This window comes from Pseudomonas fluorescens (genome assembly GCF_902497875.1).
GTDB classification, from domain to species: domain Bacteria; phylum Pseudomonadota; class Gammaproteobacteria; order Pseudomonadales; family Pseudomonadaceae; genus Aquipseudomonas; species Aquipseudomonas fluorescens_BR.
Window position 1 is genome coordinate 147,369 of record NZ_CABVHY010000005.1, and the last position, 19,997, is coordinate 167,365.

The following is a 19,997-nucleotide window of genomic DNA, read 5'->3' on the forward strand; positions in this document are numbered from 1 at the left end:
TGAACCGCTGCATCGGGGAGATATGCCATGGCTCAGTTCACGGTCAACGCCCAGCGTTTCGATCCGTACAAGAACTTCAAATTCCGCGTCAAGTGGGACGGTCGCTATGTCGCGGGCATCAGCAAGGTCTCGGCGCTCAAGCGCACCACTGAAGTGGTCAAGCACCGCGAGGGCGGCGACCCCAGCAGCAGCCGCAAATCGCCGGGACGCACCGAGTTCGAGGCGATCACCCTGGAACGTGGGGTGACCCACGATGCCGATTTCGAGCGCTGGGCGAACAAGGTCTGGAACTTCGCCTCCGGCCTGGGCGCGGAGGTGTCGCTCAAGGACTTTCGCAAGGACATCATCATCGAGCTGTACAACGAGGCCGGCCAATTGGCCCTGGCGTACAAGGTGTTCCGCTGCTGGGTCAGCGAGTTCCAGTCGCTGCCGGACCTGGACGCCAATGCCAACGCCGTGGCCATCGCCCGTCTGAAGCTGGAAAACGAAGGCTGGGAGCGCGATTACGAGGTGGCCGAACCGAGCGAGCCAAGCTTCAACGAGCCGAACTGACGAGGCATCGTGCCTGCTGGCGTTTGCATGACGGAGATCCCTGACTGTGTCCAAGCTTGATTCCGCTGACTGGCTGGCGATCTGGGACCATAGCCAGACGCTGCCCCCCGCACTGCAATCCTGCGCGCTATTGGCGCCGTTGCTGGCCGACGGCCTGGCGGGCGCCGAGCGGTTGCCGGTGGGGCGACGCGATGCCCATCTGCTGGATCTGTATGGCGCACTGCTCGGTCCGCAATTGACCGCCATGACCTGCTGCGGGCACTGCGCGGAACGCCTGGAGTTGAACCTGAACACGGCCGACCTGCGTCTGGATGATCCGCCCTGCGAGGCGCCGGAGCTGCAATTGGAGTGGCAAGATTACTGCCTGCGTTTTCGCCTGCCAGACAGCCTCGACCTGGCGGTCCTGGCCCAATTGTTGGACATCGAGCAGGCGCGGCAGCTATTGGTCCGGCGTTGCGTGCTGGAGGCTGTGAAGGGAACGCAGCCGGTATCGCTCGAGACCTTGCCGCAGGGGCTACTGCAAGCCTTGAGCGAGGCCATGAGCCAGGCCGATCCACAAGCGCTGATCGAGTTGGACATGTGCTGCCCGGCGTGCGAGGAACGCTGGAGCGAGGCCTTCGATATCGGCAGTTACCTGCTGGAAAGCCTTGATCATTGGGCGCACCGGACACTCGATCAGGTGCATCTACTGGCCGCGGCCTACGGTTGGAGCGAGGCGCAGATTCTCGCCTTGAGCCCGCAGCGTCGCGCCCGCTATCTGCAACGCCTGCAGTCATGAGCGACTGGCTGCTGGCCCTGGCCCGGCGCGCCTTGCAGCCGCCGGCGATTCGCCCGCGAATCGGTTCGCGCTTTGAAAACGACGCGATCGTGCCGCGCGATGTTGAGCCTGCGCCGCAGTCGCAGTCGCAGCTGGCATCCACTCGTGAACTGCCCACCGCGACTGCCGCGATACCCGTGGCGGCGCAGCCGAGGCCCGAGCTGTCAACGCCGATGCAGCTGCCGGTTACGCCGGTGTTGCACCGGGTAGCCTCGCTGCTGCAGCCAACGCCGCCGCTGGCGACAGTTCCGCCACCCATGCCGGGACCGCCGCAGACTGTGCTTTCGTCAGTGTTTGAAGCGCCGAAGGAGGCCGGGCTGCCGCAGATTCCGCTGCCGTCACCGCCGGTTGTCGATACCACCCAAGAGCAGTCAGCCCTGCGCCTGGAAACCCGGTTGATCGAACGCTCCCACAGTGAACAGCGGATCGAGCGCCACGAGCTGAGTCGGGAGCTGATCGAACGTCGTGTCGAACGCCTGCGCGAGCAAGCGCCCAGCGCCACCCCGGCATCGCAGTCACTGCATGCCCGGCAGGAACCGCACCCGGCGCAGGTCGATGGGCAAGCCGCCGCGCCACGGGTCGAGATCACTATCGGTCGCATCGAAATCCTTGCGCACGAGGCAGCGCCCGTAACGCGTCGGGAAGAGCCGCCCCGGCGCCTGCCGGCCAAGTCCCTGGATGACTACCTGAGCGAGCGTAACTCGGGTGCAGGGCCGCGGTCATGAGTTCGCCACTGGGGCTGGCAGCCGCGCTCGCGACGCTCCAACAAATGCTCGAAAGCGGTCTGGCCGAATTGAAAGTCAGCGATGTGCTGGGCGGTGCGCCGAGCGTCACCTGTATCGGCCCGGACCGCATAGATGCCGTCGGCGGTGGCGACCAACTGAACCTCTTTCTCTACAACCAGACGCGCAATCCCGGCTGGGCCAACGTCGGCCTGCCGAGCCGCGACAGCCTGGGCGAGCGCATCGGCAATCCGCCCCTGGCGCTGGACCTGCACGTACTGATCAGCGCCTATGGCGTCGCCGACTTCCACGCCGAGATCCTGCTTGGCGCCGCCATGCAGATCCTTCACGACACCCCGGGAATGGGCCGCGATGCCATCCGCGAGGCGCTCAAGCCGGCGCCGAACAAACCCAATGTGCCCAAGGCGCTGGAACGCGCCGGGCTGGCCGATCAGCTGGAGCAACTACGGATCACGCCCCTCAACCTCAGCACCGACGAACTCTCGCGCATCTGGTCGGCGATCCAGGTGCCGGCGCGGCCCAGCGCGGCGTACCTGATCAGCGTGCTGCTGCAATCGACGGCCAGGAGCCAGCGCACGCCGCTGCCGGTACTGGCACGCAACCTCTATGTGGTGCTGTTGCGTACGCCACGGGTGGACCGGGTCGAGTCGGTGGCCGGTGCGGCCATGCCGATTCTGCCGGACGGCAACGTGCGGGTCAGCGGCGCCAACTTCAAGGCCCAGGCCGTACAACTGATGGTCAACGGACTGGACCTGAGCGCCGGCCTGAGCAAAGTCGAAAACGAGACCCTGGAGTTCGGCTTTCTGTTGCCGGATCCGCCCCATCCGCCGGCGCTGCCTTCATCCTTGCGGGCGGGGGTCTGCACATTGCAGGTGGCCCATGGGCAATGGCTGGGTACGCCGCCCGTCGCGCATGGGGCGGTGCAATCGAACCTTGGCGTGTTCATCCTCAACCCGCAGGCGAGTTTTGTCGTACAGCCCGGCGCCACCAGTTCGGTGGTCGATGGCGTGACCTATCGCTCCGGCAGCATTGAGGTGACCTGCGCTCCGCCAGTGGGCCCGCGGCAGCGGGTGCGCCTGCTGCTCAACGAAAAGCACCCGCCGAGCGATCGGCCGGCACGGGCCTATGGTTTCAGCGCGATTGACGGCAATGGCATTCTCCCGCCGGCCGAGCAGAGCACGACAATCACCGTCGAATTCCAGGGCGTCGCCCAGGGGGCCTACCTGGCAAGGGTGCAGGTGGATGCCGGAACCAGCGCACTGGTCATGGGCGCGGATGGGCAATTCAGCGCGCCGCAGGTGCTGCCATGAGCCAGCGCCGCGATTTCGCCGAAAACCGCCGCGTGCTGACCCAGGCGTTGAATGCGTTTGCCGCCTACCTGACGGCGCGGCTGGCAGGCGAGCCGGCGCCCCTGGGCGCTTATCTGGAAACCCCGCCGGCCCTGGCGCTGCTGAGCGAGCGGTTGGGGCTGAGCCGATTCGAGCAGGACCTGTTGCTGCTGGCCGCCGCGGTGGACCTCGACCCACGCTTTCGCGACCTGCTGGCCCAGGCGCAGGGCGACGCGAACCAACCCTGGTTGAGTTTCGAGCTGGCCCTGCGCCTGCTGCCGGAACCTGAGTGGAGCGCAATCACCCCGATCGGCCGACTGCGGCGCTGGCAATTGCTCGAACCGTGCGGCAGTGGCGGGGTGCTGCAAGCGCGGCTGGTGGTGGATGAAATCATCCTGCACCGGATCGCCGGCCTGAGCTTTCCCGACCCGCGTCTGGAACCCTGGTTTCGTCAGGAAAACCTGGCGGACGCCGCGTCGGTCGCTATCGATAGGCATCAGGCCAGGGCCAGCATCCTCGAGATCGCTACCCAGTGGCAGGCAGCGCCCAGCCTGGCCCTGGCGCCGATCGCGCGACTGGTGGACGGCGACGGCGAAGGCTACGCCCAAGCCTTGGCGACAGAACTGGGGCTCAAGCTTTACCGGATGGCCGAGCATGAGCTGCCTGTCGGGCAAGCCGAGCGCGAGCAATTGGCGCACTTGTGGGAGCGTGAAGCGCTGTTACACGGCGTGCTGCTCTGGTTGCACCCGCACAGTCTGAATCCGGAGCAGGCGCAACGCCTGGGCGACTTCCTCGATCACCTGCAGAGCCTGCTGCTGCTCAGTGGTGACAGCGCGCCGACCTTGCGTCGCCGTCAATGCCGGGTCAGTGTCCAGGGCAGCGATGCGTCGGCACGGCTCACGCTCTGGCAGCAACAATTGGGTGAGTCAGTCGCCGGCGTCAACGGCCGTCTCGGTCTGCTGGCGGAACAGTTTCAGCTCAGCAGCAGCACCATCCTGCGTCTCGCCGAGGGGTTCAAGGCCAGGCCCCAAGGCGGTGCCGAACACCTCTGGCAGGTGTGTCGCGAAGAAGCTCGACGCGGCCTCGAGCACCTGGCCGAACGGGTGGACGCCCGCGCCGGTTGGGACGATCTGGTCCTGCCGGACGCGGCCCTGACCAGTCTGCATACATTGGCGGCTCAGGTCCGCCAGCGCACGCGGGTCTACCGCGACTGGGGCTTTGCCGAACGCAGCGACCGAGGCCTGGGTATCAGCGCCTTGTTCGCCGGCGGCAGCGGCACCGGCAAGACCCTGGCTGCCGAGGTGCTGGCCAATGAACTGCGGCTGGACCTTTACCGCATCGATCTGGCAGCGCTGGTCAGCAAGTACATCGGCGAGACCGAGAAGAACCTGTCGCGGGTATTCGCCGCGGCCGAAAGCAGCGGCGCGATCCTGCTGTTCGACGAGGCCGACGCCTTGTTCGGGAAACGCAGCGAGGTGCGCGACAGTCATGACCGCTACGCGAACCTGGAGGTCAGCTACCTGCTGCAACGGATCGAGACTTACCGTGGCCTGGCGATTCTCACCACCAACCTGAAGCAGGCCATCGACCCGGCGTTCCAGCGCCGCATCCGTTTCATCGTGCAATTCCCCTTTCCCGATGTGCAAGCCCGCAGCGCCATCTGGCAGCGGGCGTTTCCGCCCGATGCGCCGTGCAGCGCGCTGGATATTGGCAAGTTGGCGCGGCTTTCGCTGTCTGGCGGGCACATCCGCAACCTGGCCTTGAACGCGGCCTTCCTCGCGGCGGACAAGGACATGGCCATCGGCATGCAGCATCTGCGCGCAGCGGCCGAAGCGGAGTTCGTCAAACTGGAGAAACCGCTGCCGGCAGCGGAAGTGGGGGACTGGGAATGACCCGCACCCCGGCACCCGCCGCCCCAACCATCAGCCTGACGATAGGGACCCTGGCGCTGCCCGGTTATTCGTTGCGCAATGGCCAGCGACTGGCCGGCGCCCTGGAGCGCGAGTTGGGACGCTTACTGATCCAGGGACCGCTGCCAGGGCCGGGCTTTGCGCTTGAGCAGGTGCAAATTCCCCGGTTCGCCACGCCCGCCGGTGAACGCCCGGAGCGCACCGGGCGGCGCTTGGCACGGCTGATTTCCGAACAACTGCGGGGGCCGGGACAATGACCGAACACGCACTCGCCCCCAGTGCCGAACGCGACGCCTCGCCGCCGAAGACCGCCGTGCGCGGTCTGTTATTACAGCGCAAGTGCGCCTGTGGCGCGGGTGCCGGTAGCAGCGGCGAGTGCGAAAGCTGTGCCACCGGCCGCGAGCAGAACCTGCAACGCAAGGGCAACGGTGCCCAGAGCGGGCAAGGCGTGCCGGCCTCGGTCAGCGAGACCCTGGCGCGTCCCGGTCGGCCGTTGGATGCCGACACCCGTGATTTCATGGAGAGCCGCTTCGGCAGCGACTTCGCTGCGGTACGCATACACGACGACAGCGCCGCCGGGGCCAGCGCCCGGGACGTGGATGCGCATGCCTTCACGGTCGGCCAGGACATCGTGTTCGGCGACGGTCAATACCAGCCCCACAGCGACAGCGGTCGACACCTGTTGGCCCACGAACTGGCCCACACCGTGCAACAACAAGGCCTGCAGCGCTCAGGTATCAGCAACCTGGCCGATCAGGGGCCGCACTACCAGCGGCTGGAGCGTGAGGCCGACTTCGTCGCCGACAGCGTGATGCGCGGCCAGCCTCTGGCCAGTGGCGTGCTCAGCCAGGGCGGGCCGCGCCTGTCACGCAAGGGCAAGTCGCAAGACTATGAGGTGGAGAGCCGGTACAGGGACCTGGAAATGACCACCGGGCACAAGGTCACGCCGGAGAAGAAAACCACCGCCAAAGTGAAGGGCAAGGACAAGGAGCTGGCCTCGTTCGACGTCGATTTCCTTGAGTTGCATGAGGTCAAGGGCCCGGTGCTCAAGGAATGGCAAAGCAAGGCCAAGGCCAAGGCCCTGCGTGCAATCATCACGCTGCAGGGGGCCAAGGCCCAGGAAGCGGGTCTGTGGCAAATGCGCGTCAGTTCCGACGAGCTGCGTTCGCGCTGGGTCAACCTGCGCGGCTGGAAGATGGGCGATGCGCTGGACGCCGCCTGGCAAAAGGCCGGAGGCGACGCCGAGTTTCCCAAGGTCGGCGGTGGCACCTGCGAGATGGATCACATCATCGAATTGCAGGTGGGCGGCGATAACACCCAGGAAAATATCCAGGTGCTCGACCGCCTTGACAACGGCATGAGCGGCAGCCTGATCAAGCAGCAGGTGTTCGGCCTGGCACAAGCCATTGCGGAAAAAATCGAGGAGGGCGGCGAGGAGCCGCCGGTGCAGATCCGCATGGTGTTCGCCGATTCCAAAATGAAGAGTGCCGGCAAGTGCGGGCCCTGCTGCCAAACCGGCAAGAAGCTTGGCAAGCCCGGCAAGGACGGGCGCGCCGACAAGTCCACGGAAATCCTCATCGACTACCCGGTCATGGCCGGCGGCAGCACGCGGATGCTGCGGGTCAGCGACAAGACCAAGACGCCGTCGATCTTCGAGTCCGGTATCCCGGAAAACGTCGCGGGCGCGGAAATCCTTCCCGGGCTGTTGTTGATGACCCTGCGCCGGGTCGGCAAGGGCAAGGACACCATCAACGCGATGATCGACAACCGTGACCGCACGCGCCTGCCGATCAGTCTGCCGGCCAAGGGCACCGGGGTGCTGCTGGATGTCGCCGAGGACGGCGGCCTGACCCTCTCCGAGGCGGCGAAGAAGAACGCCGGTATCGCTTTCACCTACGACTACCTGAGCCCCGGGCGCTTCACCAAACTGGATCTGGTACCCGGTGGGGTCGCCGGCGAGGGCTACATCACGCCGACCAAAGTGCCCTTGCTGCAACGGCTCGAGGTGGCCTTCTCACCGGAGTATTTCCGACTCAAGGCGCCACTGGACAAGAACAAGCTGAAGCCACCGTTCGCCGGGGTGAAAATCACCGAGGCCTCCCTGGCCATCGAACTGGCGCCCAAACTGAAGCCAGTCGGCAGCGTGGCGTTCGAGTTCGGCACCACGAAGAAAATCGCCGCGAGCAAAGTCGAGGTCAGTGCCGACGAGAATGGTCTGGTGCTGACCGGGGTCCTCTTCGTCTACTTGCCTGGGGTCGATGAAGCCAAGGGCGAAATCAAGTATCAGGCCGGCGTGTGGAGTGGCGGGGCGCATATCGAGTCGGGGCAGATGGCCGGCAAGATTCCCTATGTGAAGAGCGGCGCTGTCGATGTGTTCCTCAAGGCCGGCAAGATTGACGCCAGCGGCAAGATCAACCTGGAACTGCCAGGTGGCAACGAGGCCTCGCTGGAGCTCAATTACACCCGCAGCAAGTGGGTGTTCCAGGGGCACGGCAAGATCAAGGTCAAGAACCCCTACCTCAAGCCGATCCAGGCCAGCCTCTGGTACGACGGCGAGCTGTTCATCGCCAAGGGCCAGGCCGGATTCGCCTTCTCGGGTCTCGAGGGCATCGTGGATGCCACCTACGAGAACAAAGGCGGCAAGGAGAAGGTCTACGGCAAGGGCGATATCAAGATCGACAAGGGCCGCGCCAAGGGCAATATCGTCGTCGAGTTGCTGCCCAATGAAAAGATCATTGGCAAGGGCAGGCTCTCCTACGAAATCAAGAAGGACATGGTGGCCACGGCCGGCATCACCGTGGACGAACAGCAAAAGATCACCTTCGACGGCGAGCTGAGCTTTCCCGACATCACCCTGTTCAAGCGCTTTCCGGAGAAAGACGTAAATCAACCGATTTTCTCGGCCTCGGGCAGCATTCCGATCCCTGGCGCCTCCATCGGCCCGATCGGGCTCAAGGTCAAGCTCTGGGGCAGCCTGGGGTATTACTACTATGTCGGCCCCGGCGTGCTCACCGGGGTCAAGGCCACGGTCAAGTTCAGCCCCTTTGAAGCCGACCCGGACTTCAGTTTCAACCTCAAGGCCATCGCCCGCATCCCGGCGGGAGGGGGGATCAGCGGCAAAGTCGGCGCTGACGTGGTCATCGATCTGTACCTCGCCGAAGTCGGTGGCGGCCTCAGCGTCGAGGCCTCGGTCGGTCTTGAAGGCAAGGCTGAACTGGACGGCGAGATCGCCTACAGCAAGGACAAATTCAGCGTCGATGCCAAGGCCTTTATCGGCGGCGCCGTGGTGCTGGACGCGGCGCTGAAGGCCCGGGTCTATGCCGAAGCCGGAGTCTGGCGGTTCAAGATACGTACCGAAAAAACCTGGAAGCTGCTCGGTGGCAAAGTCGACACCGACCTGAAACTCGGCGTGCGCCTGCCGCTGCACTATGACAGCATCGACGGCTTTCGCATGCCCAGGCTCTCCGACATCAAACCGGAACCCGAGCAGCTCAATCTCGATCCGTCGAAGATGCTTTCCAACCTGTTCAGCAACGCCAAGAGTGAGGAGCACGAGGTATGACCGGTTTTTCCAATTCGCCGAAAGTGCTCAAGGGCGGGCTGATCCTGATCGACCCGGCCAGCGGTGCCGTGCTGCGGGTGATCGCCCTGCAGTACAACCCCGACCTGCTGACCCGCAGCCTGCAACCCCAGAGCACCGGCGCCAGTGCGGCGATCAGCGAGCCGCTACGGTTGAAGGGGCCACCGGTGGAAACCATCAAGCTCGACGCCGAGATCGATGCCACCGACCAGCTGGAGTTCTCCGACCAGCATCCCGGCGCGATCGAGGTCGGTATCCACCCGCAGCTCGCGGCACTCGAAACCATCGTCTACCCGGACAGCAACGCTTTGATCCGCAACAACCAGATGGCCAGCGCCGGCACCCTGGAAATCGTTCCGGTGCAGGCGCCGCTGCCCTTGTTCGTGTGGAGCAAGGAACGCGTGGTGCCGGTGCGCATCACCGATTTTTCGATCGTCGAGGAGGCGTTTGACGTCAACCTCAATCCGATTCGCGCGCGCATCACCCTTGGCATGCGCGTGCTCAACATCAATGACCTGGGCTTCGGCGACAAAGGCGGGCACCTCTATATGGTTTACCACCAGAGCCGCGAACGCCTGGCGCGCAAGGCCAGCAGCGCGACCCTGGCCAGCCTGGGCTTGAGCGCGCTTTTTTAAAACAACGGCTAGCTGAAGAACAAAAGGACCACCACCATGAGCGAGCGCTTCCCACCCAACAGCCGTTACTACCCGACCGAAACCGCCGAGCTGGTCCAGCCCGACGGTCGACGCCTGGTCTACCTGCGGCGGCGCTTCGTCCCCGACCCGGCAAGCTTTGTCACCTTGCAGATCTACACCGTGATCGAGGGCGACCGGATCGATCGCATGGCCGCTGCGGTGCTCGGCGATCCAGAACAGTTCTGGCGCCTGCCGGATGCCAATGGCAGCCTCCACCCGCTGGAGCTGGAAGAGTTGGGCCGGCAAATCCGCCTGACCTTGCCTGAAGGCATGCAGGGGCCGAGCGATGCTTAAAGGCATGCATGTCTCGTTGCTGGTCGGCCCGGCGATACCGTTGCCGGTGCCCAAGCCACTGATCGATGCCTTGCAGAGCATCCAGGTGACGTCGGCGGCGGGCGCCCGCAGTGGCTTCCAGATCAGCTTCGCCCTGCAAAACAACTCACCGCTGCATACCCTGTTGTTGCTCACCGGCGGGCGAGTGCCCTGGCTGCGGGTGCTGATCGTGATCACCCTCAACAGCCTGCCGATGGTGTTGATGGACGGCCTGATCACCCGCCAGGAAGTCAGTGGCTCCAACGAGCCGGGGCAGAGCACGCTGACCATCACCGGTGAGGACCTGTCGGTGGCCATGGACCAGCAGGAATTCAACGGCATTCCCTATCCGGCCATGCCGGCCGAGTCGCGGGTGGCGCTGATCGTCGCCAAGTACGCGATCTTTGGCATGGTGCCGCTGGTGATCCCGCAAATTTTCAGCGATGTGCCGATCCCGGTGGAAAAAATCCCCACCCATGACGGCACCGACCTGGCCTATGTGCAGAAGCTGGCCAAGGATGCCGGCTACGTGTTTTACGTCGAACCCGGCCCGCTGCCGGGGATGAATACTGCCTACTGGGGCCCGGAGATCAAGCTCGGGATACCGCAACCGGCGCTGAACCTGGGGATGGATGCCCACAGCAATGTCGAGGCGCTGTCGTTCAGCGTGGACAACACCAAGGCCAGCCTGCCGATCGTGTTTATCCAGAACCCGCTGACTAAATTCCCGATTCCCTTGCCGATCCCCGACATCAGTCTGCTCAACCCGCCGCTGGGCGCGCTGGTGCCCATCCCCAAGTCGATCCACTTGCTCAAGGACACCGCCAAGCTCTCGCCGATGGCAGCCTTGTCCAAGGGGTTGGCAGAGGCGGCGGGCTCGGCCGATGTAGTGACCGCCACCGGTTCGGTCGATGTACTGCGTTACGGCTCGGTGCTGAAGGCGCGCCAACTGGTCGGCGTGCGCGGCGCTGGCAGCGCCTTCGACGGTTTGTATTACGTGAAAAGCGTGACCAGCAACTTCAAACCGGGCGAGTTCAAGCAGAACTTCACGCTGACCCGCAACGGCCTGATCTCGACGCTGCCGAGGGTACCGGTATGAACGCTGAGCAAGGCAAGTACTACGGCAAGTTCCGCGGTGTGGTGTTGAACAATATCGACCCGATGCAGATGGCCCGGGTCCAGGTCCAGGTGCCGGATGTGCTGGGGCTCGGCATCTCCAGCTGGGCCATGCCCTGCGTGCCGTTCGCCGGGCAGCAGAGCGGGATGTTCGTGCTGCCGCAGATCGGTGCCGGGGTCTGGGTCGAGTTCGAGCAGGGCAACCAGGATTACCCGATCTGGGTCGGCGGCTTCTGGGGCAGCGCGGCGGAGGTGCCAGCCCTGGCGCTGGCGGGGCTGCCGGTGTCGCCAAGCATTGTGCTGCAGACCGGCAACCAGAACGGCCTGACGATCTCCGACCTGCCGGGCCCCACGGGCGGCATCCTGCTCAAGACCCTGACCGGGGCGATGATTTCGATCAACGAAATCGGGATCACCATCAGCAACGGCCAGGGCGCGACGATCATGCTCAACGGCCCGGCGGTGAATATCAATCAAGGCGCATTGACGGTGATTTGAAATGAACATTTCAGGCGATTGGCACCTTGGCCCACAGCCGAACCCGGCCCTCACAGGGGAGGACCGCTGATGCTCGGTTTTCTCCTGCATCTGGGCGCCACAGTGATGTGCAGCCACGGCGGCCAAGCGACGCCGACCGCGCCTTTTGCGCGGGTGACACTCTCCGGCCAGCCGGTGACGACCCTGGCCGCGCCCTATGTGATTGCCGGCTGCGGCATGCCGCCACCGCCCTCCGGCAATGGCCCCTGCGTGACCGGCCAATGGCTGGTCGGCGCGACCCGGGTGTTCGCCGGTGGGCTGCCGGTGCTGCTGCAATCGAGCACCTCGATCTGCGTCCCCACCGGCACGCCGATGCTGGTCACAGTCACCCAGCTACGGGTCTCGGGAGTCTGATATGGCCTTGGACTTTCCCTTCAGCATCGACTCGCGCGGGCGCAGTGCCGAGGTCTTCGCCGATTTGCAGGTGCGGGACATGATCGAGCAGGTGCTGTTCACCGTGCCGGGCGAGCGGGTGAACCGTCCGGACTTCGGCTGCGGCCTGTTGCAATTGGTGTTCGCGCCCAACAGCGACGCCCTCGCTGCCGCCGTGCAGATGACCGTGCAAGGTTCGCTGCAACAGTGGCTGGGGGAGCTGATCGAGGTCGAGGCGGTGACGGTCGAGAACCTCGATGCGCGCCTCGGCGTGACGGTGCAGTACGTCATGCGCCGGGATCGCCAGCGGCAACTGGCGACCTTCAGCCGAGGGCTTGCGCCATGAAACGCCAGTTTTTGTCCGACAACCGCCATCGCCTGCAATTGCTGCGTGACCTCGACCCGCCGAGCCTGAACGGCATCGACTACCTGGAAGTGGTGTCCCCGAATCAGCGCAAGCTCAGCGTGGTGTTCGTCCATCCGTTGGCCGGCATCACCGCTGCCCATTGCCGGATCGAGGGTGGGGTGCGCATCACCGGCGTGCACATCGAGAGCCTGAGTATCAGCGGCAATCAGCTCGACATTACGCTGGACCAAGCCGGTGATTTCTCCTGGTACCGCTTCGTGTTGATCAACCCCACGGCGCCCGAGGACCCACCACCGGGCTTCGACCCTTGCCTGTCGAGCATCCGCTTCAGTTTCAAGGCGCAGTGCCCGTCCGAATTCGATTGTGCCGACGAGCCGCTCTGCCCGCCGCCGGTGCCGGCCGAGCCGCTGCTGGATTACCTGGCCAAGGATTACGCGAGCTTTCGTCGGTTGATGCTGGACCGGATGGGGCAGTTGATTCCTGGCTTTCGCGAGCGCAACCCGGCAGATTTTTCCGTGGCCCTGGTGGAAATGCTCGCGCATATCGGCGATCAGCTCAGTTATTACCAGGATGCAGTCGCCACCGAGGCGTATCTGGGCACCGCCCGCCGCCGCGTCTCCCTGCGCCGGCATGCACGGCTGCTGGATTACCCGATCCACGACGGCTGCAACAGCCGGGTCTTCGTCAGCCTGAGCGTTACCGCCCAGGCCGATGGCCAGGCGTTGGCCGCGGGTACGCGACTGTTGACCCGCAGTGCCGAGCCCGGGACGGTATTGCCGCAAGCCGCGCTGCAAACCTTGCCTGACGGCGCCACCCAGGTCTTCGAAACGATGCACGCGTTGCCCTTGCAGTCCGCCCATAACCGCATTGATATCCATCATTGGGGCGAGCCGGACTTTTGTCTGGGCAAAGGCGCGCAGGAGGCCGCCCTGATCGACGATCCGCCGCTGAGCTTGCAGGCGGGCATGCTGCTGGTCTTCGAAGAAGTGCTGAGCCCCGGCACCGGCCGTGCGCCGGATGCCGACCGCAGCCACCGGCATGCGGTGCGCTTGACCGAGGTCAAGCCGGGGCACGACCTGCTGACCGACACGCCGCTGCAGCTGATCAGTTGGCACGCCGAGGACGCGCTGCCGTTCCCGCTGTGCATCAGCGCGCGTATTCAGCAGGCCGGTGTCAGCGAGACCTTCAGGGTCGCTCGGGTCTGCGGCAATGTGGTGTTGGCCGACCACGGCCTGACCCGCGCCGATGAGTCGCTGCTGCCGGACGCAGTACCGACTGCCGGCCAGTACCGCCCACGCCTGCGCGAGCCCGGGATCGTCTATGCCCAGGCCTATGAGCATGACCCGACACGCTCCGCCAGCAGCACCTTGTATCAGGATCCCCGGCAAGCCCGTCCGGCCGGCATGCAACTGCGCGAAGACGATCCCGATCAGTATGGCGACCAGCCCAAACCCGGTGCCAGCCAGTGGTTACCGCGCCGCGATCTGCTCGGCAGTGACCGCTTCGCCCAGGAGTTCGTGGTGGAGACCGAAGCCGACGGCAGCGCACACCTGCGCTTTGGCGACAACCGTTTCGGCATGCAGCCGCAACCCCACAGCCGGCTGTTGGCCAGCTACCGCCAAGGCGGTGGCAGCGTCGGTAATGTCGGCGCCGAGAGCATCACCCAGGTGGTCTGTGAAGACCCTCTGATCAAGGACTTCATCCAAATGCTGCGCAACCCGTTGCCGGCCGGCGGCGGCGCGGAGCCGGAGAGCGTTGATGCGATCAAGCTGTTTGCCCCGCAGGCTTTGCGCACCCAGGAACGGGCGGTCACCGAGGCTGACTACGCGCGGGTCGCCGAGCGTCATCCGCAAGTGCAACGGGCAGCCGCCCGGCTGCGCTGGACCGGAAGCTGGTACAGCATGTTCGTCAGCCTCGACCGCAAGGGCGGCAAGCCGCTGGATGCGCCGTTTCGCGAGGAAATGCTGCACCACCTGGAACGCTACCGGCTGGCCGGCTATGACCTGGACCTCAGCGAACCGATCTATGCCCCGCTGGATATTCAGTTGAACGTCTGCGTAGTGCCGGGCCACTTTGCCGCGACGGTCAAGCTCGGTCTGCTCAAGCGCCTGAGCAGTGGCGAAGACGGCCAAGGCCGACTCGGCTTCTTTCATCCCGATCACTTCAGTTTCGGCCAGGGCCTGGCACTCTCCGCCCTGATGGAGGCGGCGCATTCGGTGACCGGCGTGGCCTCGCTCCAGGTCGAGGTGTTCCAGCGCTGGGGCAAAACCCCTAACCAGGAAATACAGCAGGGCTTGATCAGTGCCGCGCCGCTGGAAGTGCTGCGCCTGGATAACGATCCGAATTTCCCTGAAAACGGCCGGCTGCTGCTGACGATGCAAGGTGGCTTATGAGCAATGGCGAACAATGCGGTTGCTGCGCCGGGATCAAGGTGCTGACGCCGGTCGACGAACTGAACCCCCCAGGGCAGACGACGTTGCACTATCGGGTCGGCACCCATGGGCGTTTTCGCGAGAGCCAGTTGGCACGCCTGTCCGGCCAGCCGCAGCTGCTCGGGCTGAGCACCCGCGATGCCGACGATCCGGCACTGGCGCTGCTCGATGCCTGGGCCGGAGTCCTCGATGTGCTGAGTTTTTATCAGGAGCGGATCGTCAACGAGGGCTTCCTGCGCACCGCCACGGAGCGGCGTTCGGTATTGGAACTGGGGCGCTCCATCGGCTACGAGTTGCGCCCTGGCGTGGCGGCCTCGACGTTTCTGGCTTTTTCTCTGGAGACCGCGCCGGGCGCGCCCTTGACCGCGCGGATCGACGCCGGCAACAAGAGCCAGAGCATTCCCGAGCAGGATGAACAGGCCCAGGTTTTCGAAACGCTGGAGCCGTTGTACGCGCGTGCCGCCTGGAATGCCTTGCGCCTGCAGACCCAGGAAGAGGTGCCGCCCTACTGGGGCGCACGCACCCTGTATCTGAAGGGGCAAAACACCCGCTTGCAAGCCGGCGACTCGCTGCTGATCGTCGGCGACGAACGCCTGAAAAATCCTGGTAGCGAAAACTGGGACCTGCGCCGCGTCGCCCGCCTGCAAGTGATTTCGCCGCTGGAGCCGAGCGCCGACCCACTGGCCGGCTACACGGTCGTGACGCTCGACCGGCCGCTGGGTGAGGTGGTGCCCCACGTCGAGCCGGCCAAGGCCAATCCTCGCTGTTTTGCCCTGCGGACCAAGGCCGCGCTGTTCGGCCAGGCGGCGCCGGACTGGCGGGCGATGCCGCGCAGCCTGCGGGCAAGCTATCTGGGCCTGGACGACGAGAATCAGGCGAACATCAGCCTGCACGGCCAGTGGCCGGGCTTCACCCTGGCCGACATTTCCGATCCGCCGACGCGGCAGGCCACCGGCAGCGGCCTGTATGGGGAGTATTTCGAAGGCATCGACCTCAAGACGCGCAAGCTCAGCCGCACCGACGCCACCGTTGATTTCGACTGGGGCAGCGCCAGCCCCGACCCGACGTTGACCGCCGATACCTTCTCGGTGCGCTGGAGTGGCTGGCTGCAAATACCCGAGAGCGGCAACTACAGTTTTTTCGTCAAGGCCGACGATGGCGTGCGGCTGTGGCTTGGCGGCCAGTTGCTGGTCAATCAGTGGCACCTGCAAGACCCCACTGAATTCAGCGCGACCCTGCGCGAGCTCAAGGCCGGACAAAAGCTCGACCTGCGCCTGGAGTACTTCGAGAACGCCGGCACAGCCTTGATTCAATTGCGCTGGCAGGGCCCGGGCATTGCCAAACAGATCATCCCCCAGAGCCGGCTCTACCCCCGAGACGTACACAGCGTGCATCTGGATGCCAGCTATCCGCGGCTGGTCACGGGCAGTTGGCTGGTGCTGGCGCTGCCCGATTATCAGGAGTTGTATCAGATCCTCGACAGCCGCGAGGATGCCCGCGCCGCCTTCACCCTGAGCAGCAAGACTACGCGCCTGAACCTGCGTGGCGAACACCTGCGCGAGCTGTTCAACGAGCGGCTGCGCGAGACCACGGCCTACGGCGAATCCACCGAGCTGCCGTGGGCGACCCGGCCCAGGTCCGGGTTGCTTAGCGGTCATGTACTGACGCTGGATGATCTGCAACCGGAGCTGGAAGCGGGTCGCTGGCTCTCGGTCAGCGGCCACACCTTGGCGGACGTGGCGCAAAATGCGCCGGCGCTCAAGCGGCTGTTGGCCAATGATCCGCTGGTGGCGGTGGAAATCGCCAGGGACGGCCGGGTCGCCAGCCTGTCCTTCACCGATGGCGCACGCCATGAAGTGCTGCTGGGCTTCGCCAGCGAAGTGCGGCGCCTGCAACGTAATGACAGCAGCGGCCCGCGCTCGCGCCTGGAGCTTGAGAGCGATCTGCAGCATGCCTATCTGCCGCTGAGTGTGCGGATCAACGCCAATGTGGCGCCGGCCAGTCATGGCGACAGCAAGCAGATGCAGATCCAGCCGGAAATCCTCGGCAGTGGCGACGCCAGCCAGGCCTTCCAGCGCTTCCTGCTGCAGCAAAAACCGCTGACCTATGTTTCCTCACCGACCCCTTCGGGCATCCAGAGCACGCTGCAAGTACGCATCGAGGGTGTGCGCTGGCCCGAGGCGCCACGCCTGGGTGAGCTCGGCGCGCAAGACCGTGCCTATCTGCTGCGACGGGGCGACGATGGCCGGGTCACCGTGCAATTCGGTGACGGTGTGCACGGTAGCCGCCTGCCCACGGGGCAGATGAATGTGCAGGCTTGCTATCGCGTCGGCATCGGTGCAGCCGGCAACCTCGGCAGTGGGCGGATCAGCCTGCTGCTGTCCCGTCCGTTGGGGGTCAAGGAGGTGATCAACCCGGTACCCGCGGCTGGCGGGGTCGACCCGGAAGACCGCGACAGTGCCCGGCAGAACGCTCCGCTGAGCGTACGGACCCTGGACCGCATCGTCTCGCTGCGGGATTTCGAAGACTTCGCCGCGGCCTTCGCCGGCGTCGGCAAGGCCCAGGCGGTGTGGTTGTGGGATGGCGAGCAGCGGTTGGTGCACCTCACGGTCAGCGGGGTGGAGGGCGTCAGCATCGATCCCGGATCGGCGCTCTACCGCAACCTGGCGGCGGCCATCGACGCGGTGCGCCCGGCCCATCAGCCGCTCAAGCTGGCGCCCGGTGTGGTGCTGCGTTTCGGTGTGACGGCCAGGGTCCGGGTCAACCCGGACCATCAGAGCGTGGCGGTCCTGAGCGCAGTGCGCAGCGCCCTGGGGCAGGCCTTCGGGTTTGCGCCGCGGTACTACGGGCAGCCCGTCAGCGGCAGCGAGGTACTGGCGGTGATGCAACGGGTACCGGGAGTGGAGCGGGTGGATCTGGATAGCCTGCGGCTCTACGAGGGCCTGGCCAGCAGCAGTGTGGCGGGGCCGGATGGTCGACTGCGCGCCCGCGGCGCCCGCTGGCAGAGCCAGCAGATACTGGCGGCACAACTGCTGTTGCTGGACCCGGCCGCCGTCACGTTGACGGAGCTTAGCCTATGAGCATCGACGCCGAATTCCTCATGGCACGGCTGCCGGCCTTCTATCGCGAGCGCGATGCCGAAATGGGCGGGCCGCTGCGGGCGCTGCTGGAGGTCATCGCCGAGCAGGGCGCCGTGCTGGAAGAGGACATCACCCGGCTCTACGACAACTGGTTTATCGAAACCTGCGACGACTGGCTGGTGCCTTATATCGGCGACCTGCTGGGTGTGCGCGGTCTGTATCCGGTCAGCGGCACCCCGGCGTTCGGCCTGCGCGCCTATGTGGCCAACAGCCTGCGCCTGCGACGGCGCAAGGGCACGCTGCCGGTACTGGAACAGCTGGCGTTCGACACCACCGGCTGGCGCGCGCGGGCGGTGGAGTTTTTCGAACTGCTGGGCACGACCCAATACCTCGATCACTGCCGCCTACACAGCGTGCGCACGCCGAACCTGCGTGACGCCGCGCAATTGGAGCGGGTCGACGGACCCTTTGACCGCAGCGCCCATACGGTCGAGGTGCGTTCGCTCCCGGCCGGGCGCTACAACATTGCCAACGTCGGTCTCTATCTCTGGCGCTTGCAGGCCTACGCGCTACAACGCGCCACGGCCCGGGCCATGACCAGCCTGGAGGGTTTCTACAGTTTTGATGCCCTGGGGCGCGACGTCGCCGGGCCGCTGCTGCGGGGCGAGGGCATGCTGTTCAACCGGCCGCGCAGCGAGCAGGAAATCACTCAGCTGGCGCAACCGGAAAACGTGCCGGAACCACTCTCGCGGCGCCTGCTGCACGACGAACTGACGGCGCTGCGTCAGGCCCTGACCGATGGCGAGACACCCAACTCGGTGTACTTTCCCCTCGATCGGGAGGAAGAGGGTGGTCCGGTGCTGCGGATCTGGCTGGACGCTGTAGAAGTGCCGCCGGAGCATCTGCTGGTGTGCAATCTCTCGCCCTTGCCCGGCGTGGTGCCGGAGGAATGGCGGCGACCACCGGCCAGCGTGACGGTGAAATCGAGCAAGCCCGGCCAGCCGGACCAAACCTTTCCCGGCGCTGCCAACCAGGTTCTAGTGGGCTTCGATCCCGTGCTCGGACGTATCGCCTTGCCGGCCGGCACGACCGTGAGTCGGGTGGAGGTCGCCTACAGCTATGGCTTCCCCGGCGATGTCGGTGCCGGCCCCTACGACCGACGCCCGGTGCGTCGCGACGATGAGCCATTGCAGGGCCTGCTCGACCCGGCGGATTTCCAGGTACGGCTGCGGGTCCCGGGCGACCACGCGACCCTGGCCGATGCGCTGGCGGCCGTCATTGCCGGGACCAGTACGCTGATTTATCTGCTGGACGACGGGACCCAGGAACTGACTCCCGATCTCAACCTGCCAGATACCCACCTGGCCATTGAAGCCGCCAACCAGCGGCGGCCGGTACTGATCGGCGACCTGCGGTTCCGCGGCAACCTCAACACCCGGCTCAGCCTGTCCGGGCTGCTGCTGGACGGTCAGCTGCGCCTGCACGGCGCCCTGGGCGAGGCGAATCTGCGGTATTGCAGCCTGACGCCGAGCAAGGGCGGCATCCGCCACACCGGCACCGGCAACCAGCTCTGGCTGCGCCTGACCCATTGCCTGTGCGGGCCGTTGCGGGTGAGCAAGGCCATCGCCGGGGTCGAGGGCCGCAACAGTGTGTTCGATAACGGTGATGCCTTGGCCTTCGAGTTGCCGGACACGCGTCTGCAGCTCGATCGCTGCAGCGTCTTCGGCGCCAGCGCAGCCGGGGAGCTGGAAGCCAGCAACAGCCTGTTCAGCGGCAAATTGAATATCGCCCGACGCCAGGAAGGTTGCGTGCGCTTCTGCTATGTGCCGCCGGACTCACGGACGCCGCGCCGCTACCGTTGCCTGCCGGACCTGGTGACCCAGGGGCTGCCGACCGCCCAGGCGAAGAGCGAACAGGTGCGGGTGACACCCGCCTTTACCTCGGTGAGTTTCAGCCATCCGGCTTATGCCCAGCTGCGTCTTTCATGTGCTCAAGAACTGCGCACCGGCGCCGAGGACGGCGCCGAAATGGGCGTCTGGAATCTGCTGCAACAACCACAGCGCGAGGCCAATTTGCGTCAGGCCTTGGACGAATACTTGCGCTTCGGCCTGGAGGCCGGGGTGATCTTCGTCAACTGACTGAACGCGAATAACGGG

The 19,997-nt window shown here is 65.4% G+C and carries 16 protein-coding genes; all 16 read left to right on the forward strand.

Annotation, left to right across the window (positions count from 1 at the left end; translation table 11 throughout):
• The first annotated feature begins 27 nt into the window (after positions 1–27).
• Entirely contained in the window at positions 28–552 is a 525-nt protein-coding gene (locus tag F8N85_RS06530) for a phage tail protein (protein WP_057399652.1), read from the forward strand.
• Between the two features lie 46 nt (positions 553–598).
• The gene (locus F8N85_RS06535) at positions 599–1,330 is read left to right on the forward strand and encodes a hypothetical protein (RefSeq protein WP_150802839.1); all 732 of its coding nucleotides are present in this window, start codon (positions 599–601) and stop codon (positions 1,328–1,330) included.
• Positions 1,327–2,094, forward strand: coding sequence for a hypothetical protein (locus F8N85_RS06540; protein WP_150802840.1), 768 nt, complete (start codon positions 1,327–1,329; stop codon positions 2,092–2,094). Before F8N85_RS06535 ends, F8N85_RS06540 begins: the two co-directional genes overlap by 4 nt.
• Positions 2,091–3,422, forward strand: coding sequence for a DUF4255 domain-containing protein (locus tag F8N85_RS06545; RefSeq protein WP_150802841.1), 1,332 nt, complete (start codon positions 2,091–2,093; stop codon positions 3,420–3,422). The genes F8N85_RS06540 and F8N85_RS06545 overlap by 4 nt, the downstream gene beginning before the upstream one ends.
• Complete coding sequence (locus F8N85_RS06550; RefSeq protein ID WP_150802842.1) at positions 3,419–5,332, forward strand: ATP-binding protein; 1,914 nt, start codon at positions 3,419–3,421, stop codon at positions 5,330–5,332. The genes F8N85_RS06545 and F8N85_RS06550 overlap by 4 nt, the downstream gene beginning before the upstream one ends.
• A complete protein-coding gene (locus F8N85_RS06555; protein ID WP_150802843.1) occupies positions 5,329–5,607 on the forward strand; it encodes a hypothetical protein in 279 nt (92 codons plus the stop codon). The genes F8N85_RS06550 and F8N85_RS06555 overlap by 4 nt, the downstream gene beginning before the upstream one ends.
• On the forward strand, positions 5,604–8,912 hold the full coding sequence (locus F8N85_RS06560; protein ID WP_150802844.1) for a DUF4157 domain-containing protein: 3,309 nt from the start codon (positions 5,604–5,606) through the stop codon (positions 8,910–8,912). The genes F8N85_RS06555 and F8N85_RS06560 overlap by 4 nt, the downstream gene beginning before the upstream one ends.
• Positions 8,909–9,565: a hypothetical protein gene (locus F8N85_RS06565; RefSeq protein ID WP_150802845.1), complete on the forward strand. Its 657-nt coding sequence runs from the start codon at positions 8,909–8,911 to the stop codon at positions 9,563–9,565. Before F8N85_RS06560 ends, F8N85_RS06565 begins: the two co-directional genes overlap by 4 nt.
• A gap of 36 nt (positions 9,566–9,601) precedes the next feature.
• The gene (locus F8N85_RS06570; RefSeq protein ID WP_150802846.1) at positions 9,602–9,919 is read left to right on the forward strand and encodes a LysM domain-containing protein; all 318 of its coding nucleotides are present in this window, start codon (positions 9,602–9,604) and stop codon (positions 9,917–9,919) included.
• Positions 9,912–11,036, forward strand: a complete 1,125-nt coding sequence (locus F8N85_RS06575; RefSeq protein WP_150802847.1) for a hypothetical protein — start codon at positions 9,912–9,914, stop codon at positions 11,034–11,036. Before F8N85_RS06570 ends, F8N85_RS06575 begins: the two co-directional genes overlap by 8 nt.
• Positions 11,033–11,551, forward strand: a complete 519-nt coding sequence (locus F8N85_RS06580; protein ID WP_064677268.1) for a phage baseplate assembly protein V — start codon at positions 11,033–11,035, stop codon at positions 11,549–11,551. The genes F8N85_RS06575 and F8N85_RS06580 overlap by 4 nt, the downstream gene beginning before the upstream one ends.
• 69 nt (positions 11,552–11,620) lie before the next feature.
• The gene (locus tag F8N85_RS06585) at positions 11,621–11,944 is read left to right on the forward strand and encodes a hypothetical protein (RefSeq protein WP_150802848.1); all 324 of its coding nucleotides are present in this window, start codon (positions 11,621–11,623) and stop codon (positions 11,942–11,944) included.
• A gap of 1 nt (position 11,945) precedes the next feature.
• Positions 11,946–12,308: a GPW/gp25 family protein gene (locus F8N85_RS06590; RefSeq protein ID WP_150798274.1), complete on the forward strand. Its 363-nt coding sequence runs from the start codon at positions 11,946–11,948 to the stop codon at positions 12,306–12,308.
• Complete coding sequence (locus F8N85_RS06595) at positions 12,305–14,722, forward strand: putative baseplate assembly protein (protein ID WP_150802849.1); 2,418 nt, start codon at positions 12,305–12,307, stop codon at positions 14,720–14,722. The genes F8N85_RS06590 and F8N85_RS06595 overlap by 4 nt, the downstream gene beginning before the upstream one ends.
• The gene (locus tag F8N85_RS06600) at positions 14,719–17,841 is read left to right on the forward strand and encodes a putative baseplate assembly protein (protein ID WP_150802850.1); all 3,123 of its coding nucleotides are present in this window, start codon (positions 14,719–14,721) and stop codon (positions 17,839–17,841) included. The genes F8N85_RS06595 and F8N85_RS06600 overlap by 4 nt, the downstream gene beginning before the upstream one ends.
• A complete protein-coding gene (locus F8N85_RS06605) occupies positions 17,838–19,979 on the forward strand; it encodes a hypothetical protein (RefSeq protein WP_150802851.1) in 2,142 nt (713 codons plus the stop codon). Before F8N85_RS06600 ends, F8N85_RS06605 begins: the two co-directional genes overlap by 4 nt.
• The last annotated feature ends 18 nt before the right edge of the window (positions 19,980–19,997 follow it).

Bases quoted from the DNA above. Each gene is read 5' to 3' on its own strand.
- F8N85_RS06530 (WP_057399652.1), top strand. From the start codon at position 28: ATGGCTCAGTTCACGGTCAACGCCCAGCGTTTCGATCCGTACAAGAAC.
- F8N85_RS06540 (WP_150802840.1), top strand. From the start codon at position 1,327: ATGAGCGACTGGCTGCTGGCCCTGGCCCGGCGCGCCTTGCAGCCGCCG.
- F8N85_RS06545 (WP_150802841.1), top strand. From the start codon at position 2,091: ATGAGTTCGCCACTGGGGCTGGCAGCCGCGCTCGCGACGCTCCAACAA.
- F8N85_RS06550 (WP_150802842.1), top strand. From the start codon at position 3,419: ATGAGCCAGCGCCGCGATTTCGCCGAAAACCGCCGCGTGCTGACCCAG.
- F8N85_RS06555 (WP_150802843.1), top strand. From the start codon at position 5,329: ATGACCCGCACCCCGGCACCCGCCGCCCCAACCATCAGCCTGACGATA.
- F8N85_RS06560 (WP_150802844.1), top strand. From the start codon at position 5,604: ATGACCGAACACGCACTCGCCCCCAGTGCCGAACGCGACGCCTCGCCG.
- F8N85_RS06565 (WP_150802845.1), top strand. From the start codon at position 8,909: ATGACCGGTTTTTCCAATTCGCCGAAAGTGCTCAAGGGCGGGCTGATC.
- F8N85_RS06570 (WP_150802846.1), top strand. From the start codon at position 9,602: ATGAGCGAGCGCTTCCCACCCAACAGCCGTTACTACCCGACCGAAACC.
- F8N85_RS06575 (WP_150802847.1), top strand. From the start codon at position 9,912: ATGCTTAAAGGCATGCATGTCTCGTTGCTGGTCGGCCCGGCGATACCG.
- F8N85_RS06580 (WP_064677268.1), top strand. From the start codon at position 11,033: ATGAACGCTGAGCAAGGCAAGTACTACGGCAAGTTCCGCGGTGTGGTG.
- F8N85_RS06585 (WP_150802848.1), top strand. From the start codon at position 11,621: ATGCTCGGTTTTCTCCTGCATCTGGGCGCCACAGTGATGTGCAGCCAC.
- F8N85_RS06590 (WP_150798274.1), top strand. From the start codon at position 11,946: ATGGCCTTGGACTTTCCCTTCAGCATCGACTCGCGCGGGCGCAGTGCC.
- F8N85_RS06595 (WP_150802849.1), top strand. From the start codon at position 12,305: ATGAAACGCCAGTTTTTGTCCGACAACCGCCATCGCCTGCAATTGCTG.
- F8N85_RS06600 (WP_150802850.1), top strand. From the start codon at position 14,719: ATGAGCAATGGCGAACAATGCGGTTGCTGCGCCGGGATCAAGGTGCTG.
- F8N85_RS06605 (WP_150802851.1), top strand. From the start codon at position 17,838: ATGAGCATCGACGCCGAATTCCTCATGGCACGGCTGCCGGCCTTCTAT.